Genomic DNA, 4,846 nt, shown 5'->3' with positions numbered 1-4,846 from the left:
GGTGCCGCGCTCGTGCTCGTGACCTCGGGGAGCAAGTACCTGCGCCCCGCGACCATTCAGGGCACGCTGCCGCTCGTCGGTCTGGTGCTGGCGATCCTCGCGTGAGTCTCGCGTGCCCGGTGCCGTGACGGGTGGCTCCGGTATCGCACGCTGCCCCTCGGAGAGACCGAGCCTCCCCACCATCGGCCTGGACCCGGGAGAACGAAAACCCGCACGCTCGGAGGAGTCGTGCGGGTCGTGAGACCGTGCGGCGGCCGACCGGTCACGCGGCCAGGCGCAGACCCCGCTGGTCGGTGGCGACGGCCTCGCCGTCGTTGATGATCTCGTCGTCGCCGATGAGCGAGCCCGTCGCGATGCGGGCGTTGTGGCCCACCTGGGTGCGGACGCCGATGTGGGCACCCGCTCCGATGACGGCCCCGGCGCAGATGTGCGCGTGCGGCTCGATGCGTGCCTCGGGTCCGATGACGGCGTCGGACTCGATCCACGCCCCGCGGCCGACATGAACACCTGCGGCGATCTGCACGCCGGGTTCGACGTAGGCGCCGTTCTCGACCAGCGCCGACGGGTGGACCTTCGCGCCGTGCGCGACGAGTCCGCGACCGTTGACGTGCTTGCGGTAGCGCAGCGTTTCGCCGTGGTCGTTCTCGATGTCGATGTAGTTCTTACCCACGATCCCCTCCGGTCGACTCTCGGATTCAGCCGACATGTATGACAACGGGTGAGGAATATCCTTCATTCCCTCGAATGGTTCTTCGTCGCCCGTGCCGCCATCGGTTTGCTCGATGTCGAGAGAAGTGCGGCGAGGACTCCCGACGATGTTGCGTCCTCCTGTTCTCGCATGCTCGCCCGACGGGATGAGCCGGGTTGACAGGAGGGAACCGGAGGGGCGCTGATCCGGGAACGGCCGGAGGATCACCCGGGCTGACAGGTGGGGCACCAGTAGACGTTGCGTTCGCTCGTCGCCGAAGCCCCGAGCGTCGTCGCGCGGATCGGCGTGCCGCAGCGACGACAGGGCGCTCCCTCGCGGCCGTAGACCCAGAATCGGCGCCCCGGGCGCGAGTCGCCGGTGAACGTTCGTTCCGGGCGGGGGAGGTTCGCACGGATCATGCGTTCACCGAGCGCGATCGTGGCAGAGGCGTCGATCTCGGTCGCGGGTGTGGTCGGAGCGATGCCGCGCACGAACAGGAGCTCGTTCGCGTACACGTTGCCGAAGCCCGCGACGTTGCGCTGGTCGAGCAGGGCGACATGGACCTCGCGGGTGTCGGCGGCGACGCGTCGGACGGCCTCGGCCTCGTCCCAGTCGTCGGCGAGCAGGTCGGGACCGAGATGGCCGATGACGGTGTGCTCGTCGGTCGTGCGGAGCACCTCCACCATCGCCAGGTCGAAGCCGACGGCGTCCGCGCCCGTCACGCCGACGATCGCGCGCGCCTTGAAGGCGGGCCGCCGCCAGCGCTCGCCGGGGCGGTACACATCCCACCGGCCCTCCATCTTGAGGTGCGAGTGCAGCGTGTAGCCGCCGATGCGGTGGAGGAGGTGCTTGCCGCGGGCGGCGACCTCGTGGACGGTCTCGCCGCGCAGGTCGGCGGTGGCGCTCCCCGGGACGCGGACGTCGAAGCGCGTCACGACCCGGCCGGCGAGGGCCGCGTTCAGCTTCGCGGCGGCGCGGTAGACGGTGTCGCCCTCAGGCACGAGCGGCCTCCGTCCGGTCGGAGGACGCGGTGGCGCGTGGCCGTGGGCCGGGCGTGACGGCGAAGCCCCTCTGCGCGGGCGGCCGTGCGGCGGGCGCGACGGCGAAGCCCCTAGGCACGAGCGGCCTCGCGCAGGGTGTCGCCCGCGGTGAGCTTGCGCAACGTCAGCCCCTTCGGGGATTCGACGAAACCCGCGGCGCGGAGCGCCCGACCGACCCCCGTGCCGTAGACGAACTCACCGTTGACCTGTTCGATCGTCAGCGTCTCGAGCCGTCGTCGTTTCGCCGTCTCCGCCATGTCGGTCGCGGCCGCCGCGAGCCGGGCCTCGTCGTCGGTGAAGGCCAGGGCGGTGCGTCCGCCGCGTTCGAGGTACAGGGTGAGCTCGCCGTCGACGATCACGACGAGACCTCCCGCCTTGCGTCCCGGTCGATGGGTGACCCCCTCGAGGGCGGGCCAGCCCAGGGCGGCGCCGTAGGGGTTCGCCGGATCGGTCGCCGCGAGGGTGACGGTGCGAAGCGGCGGGGGATCGGCGACGGCGGCGAACTCGCGCAGCCGATCGACCGTCGCCGAGGCGGCGAACTGGGCCGCCCCGAGCTTCTCGATGACGTACCCGCGGCGGCAGTGTCCTGCCTCCTCGAAGCCCGCGAGAATGCGGTACACCTGCGCGAACCCGCCCGGGACACCCTCGGACTGCACGGCCCCCCGCGTCACGACGCCGTACCGGTCGAGCAGCAGGCTCGCCGTCGCGGTCGCGCGGGCCGCGGCATCTTGCTCCCTCTCGGGGAGGAGGGACCAGCGTCCGCCCAGCGACGGCGGGCGCGGAGCCGAGGTCGCCCGCGACATCGTGGCCCCGCGGTACATACGCGCGCGCGGTGCTCGGCGAGCCACGCGGTGCGATTGTCCGCCGCCGCTGAGGAGCATGCGGACGGGGGCGAAGGTGTCGTTCGTGACGCGGCCCGCCCAGGTGAGCGCCCACAGCGCATCGTTGACGGACTGCTCGTTCTCGGCACCGGCCAACGGGGTGAGCTGCGTGGCGAAGTACGCCCCGCCTCCCCCCAGGGCGGCGAGGATGCGCGCTTCGAGCGAATCGGGGGCCGGATCGTCGGGGTCGTCGGGGTCCTGCAGGGTGAACGGTGCCGCCTCGGCCGGGTGCAGGGCGATCCAGCCGTCGCGCCCCGGGAGGGTGCCGTGACCCGACCACACCACTTCTCCCGTCGCCGTGAGCTCATCGAGGAGCGCCGGAGAGTAGTCGTGGACGCGGGACGGCAGGACGAGCGACTCCCACGCGCTCGCCGGGATCGGCACTCCCGCCAGCTGCTCGATGACCGCGAGCACCCCGTCGATGCCCTCGAGCGGCCGGCCCAGGTGCTGCCACACGGGGAGGAAGCGTGCGTACGCCGCGGGCGGGACGGGCTCGACGCTGCCGCGGATCGCGGCGAGCGAGCGCATACGCAGGCGGCGGAGGACTTCGACGTCGCACCATTCGGTGTCGTCGCCGCGGCTGCCGCCTCCGGACCCTGAGCCTGTCGAAGGGTCGGGCAGGAAGAACCCGCTCGCCAACCGCCCTTGCGATTCGAGCCGCTGCAGCGTCAACCGGGCGACGGCGATCCCCACCCCGAGCCGTCCGGCGACCGCGTCGGTCGTGAAGGGCGCGTGCGTGCGGGCGTACCGAGCCACCAGGTCGCCGAGCGGGTCGGCGAGAGGCTCGAGGAAAGCGTTCGGGATGCCGACCGGCAGCGCCGCGCCGAGGGCGTCGCGGAGCCTCCCGGCGTCCTCGATCCCGGCGACGCGCGAGACACCGCCGATCGTGACACGGATCGCACGGCGATCGTCGACGAGGGTCGCGAGGTGCTGCTCGGCCTCCACGAGGGCATCGCTCTCGGCGTCGAGGCGCGCCGCGACCTCGGTCGCGTCGAGCGGCCCGAGGATGCGCAGGAGGTCGGCGACGCCCTCGACCCCGCGCGCACGACGGTCGGGGTCGAGTCGCTGCGCCTCGCGCTCGAACTGCGCGATGACCTCGGGATCGAGGAGCTCGCGCATCTCGACCTTGCCGAGCAGCTCGCTCAGCAGCGCCGGGTCGACCGAGAGGGCCGCGGCGCGACGCTCAGCGAGGGGCGAGTCGCCCTCGTACATGAAAGCGCCGACGTACCCGAAGAGCAGGTCGCGCGCGTACGGCGAGGGCTGCGAGGTGGTGATCTCGACGAGCCGGATGCGGCGTTCGCCGATCTGCCGGGTGACGCGGAGAAGCGCGGGGAGGTCGTAGACGTCTTGCAGGACCTCGCGCAGTGTCTCGAGGATGATCGGGAAAGCCGGATGCCGCTTCGCGACCTCGAGGAGCTGAGCGGACCGCTGCCGCTGCTGCCACAGGGGCGAACGACGGTTCGGGTTGAGGCGGGGAAGCAGGAGCGCCCGCGCCGCGCACTCGCGGAAGCGCGAGGCGAACAGCGCCGAACCCCCTACCTCGTCGGTGACGATCTGCTCGAGTTCGTCGGGCTCGAAGACGAAGAGGTCTGCGCCGGGCGGCTCGGCCGCGGCATCCGGGACCCGGGCGATGATCCCGTCATCGCTCGCGACGGCCGCCCCCTCGACACCGAGCCGCTCGCGGATGCGCGCGTTCACCGCGAGAGCCCAGGGGGAGTGCACCTGCATGCCGTAGGGGGAGTGCAAGATGATGCGCCAGTCGCCGACCTCGTCGCGGCTGCGCTCGACGGTGAGCGTCTTGTCGGTCGGGAGGCTCCCGGTGGCCTCGCGCTGCTCGGCGAGATACGAGAGCAGATTCGTGATGGCGTTGTCGTCGAGCCCGGACTCGCGCAGGCGCTCCTCTGCCTTGGCCTGGTCGGCACCCGCCAGGTCACGCGAGAACTTCCCCAGCGCTTCCCCCAGCTCGGCGGGGCGGCCGATGCCGTCGCCGTGCCAGAACGGCAGCTTGCCGGGCTGCCCGAAGGCCGGCAGCACGTTGACGCGATCGTGCGTGATCTCGACGATCCGCCAGCTCGTCGTGCCGAGCGTGAACACGTCGTTGACACGCGACTCGTAGACCATCTCTTCGTCGAGCTCGCCGACGCGGGCGTTCTGTGACTCGCCCGCCACGAACACCCCGAAGAGGCCGCGGTCGGGGATCGTTCCTCCGCTCGTCACCGCGATGCGCTGCGCGCCCG

The 4,846-nt window shown here is 72.0% G+C and carries 3 protein-coding genes; all 3 read right to left on the bottom strand.

Annotated features, from left to right (window positions below; all coding sequences use genetic code 11):
- Positions 1 to 262: 262 nt before the first annotated feature.
- Entirely contained in the window at positions 263 to 670 is a 408-nt protein-coding gene (locus tag NS220_RS16950; RefSeq protein WP_043361032.1) for a transferase, read from the bottom strand.
- A 242-nt stretch (positions 671 to 912) separates the two neighbouring features.
- A complete protein-coding gene (locus NS220_RS16945) occupies positions 913 to 1,689 on the bottom strand; it encodes a DNA-formamidopyrimidine glycosylase family protein (protein WP_058625179.1) in 777 nt (258 codons plus the stop codon).
- Positions 1,690 to 1,799: 110 nt separating this feature from the next.
- On the bottom strand, positions 1,800 to 4,846 hold a 3,047-nt coding region (locus tag NS220_RS16940), incomplete at its 5' end, for an Lhr family ATP-dependent helicase (protein WP_440589478.1).

The organism is Microbacterium testaceum (assembly GCF_001476655.1).
In the GTDB taxonomy this organism is placed as follows: domain Bacteria; phylum Actinomycetota; class Actinomycetes; order Actinomycetales; family Microbacteriaceae; genus Microbacterium; species Microbacterium testaceum_C.
The sequence above is the reverse complement of the archived record's forward strand: the minus strand, read 5'-3'. Positions and strand labels throughout refer to the sequence as shown.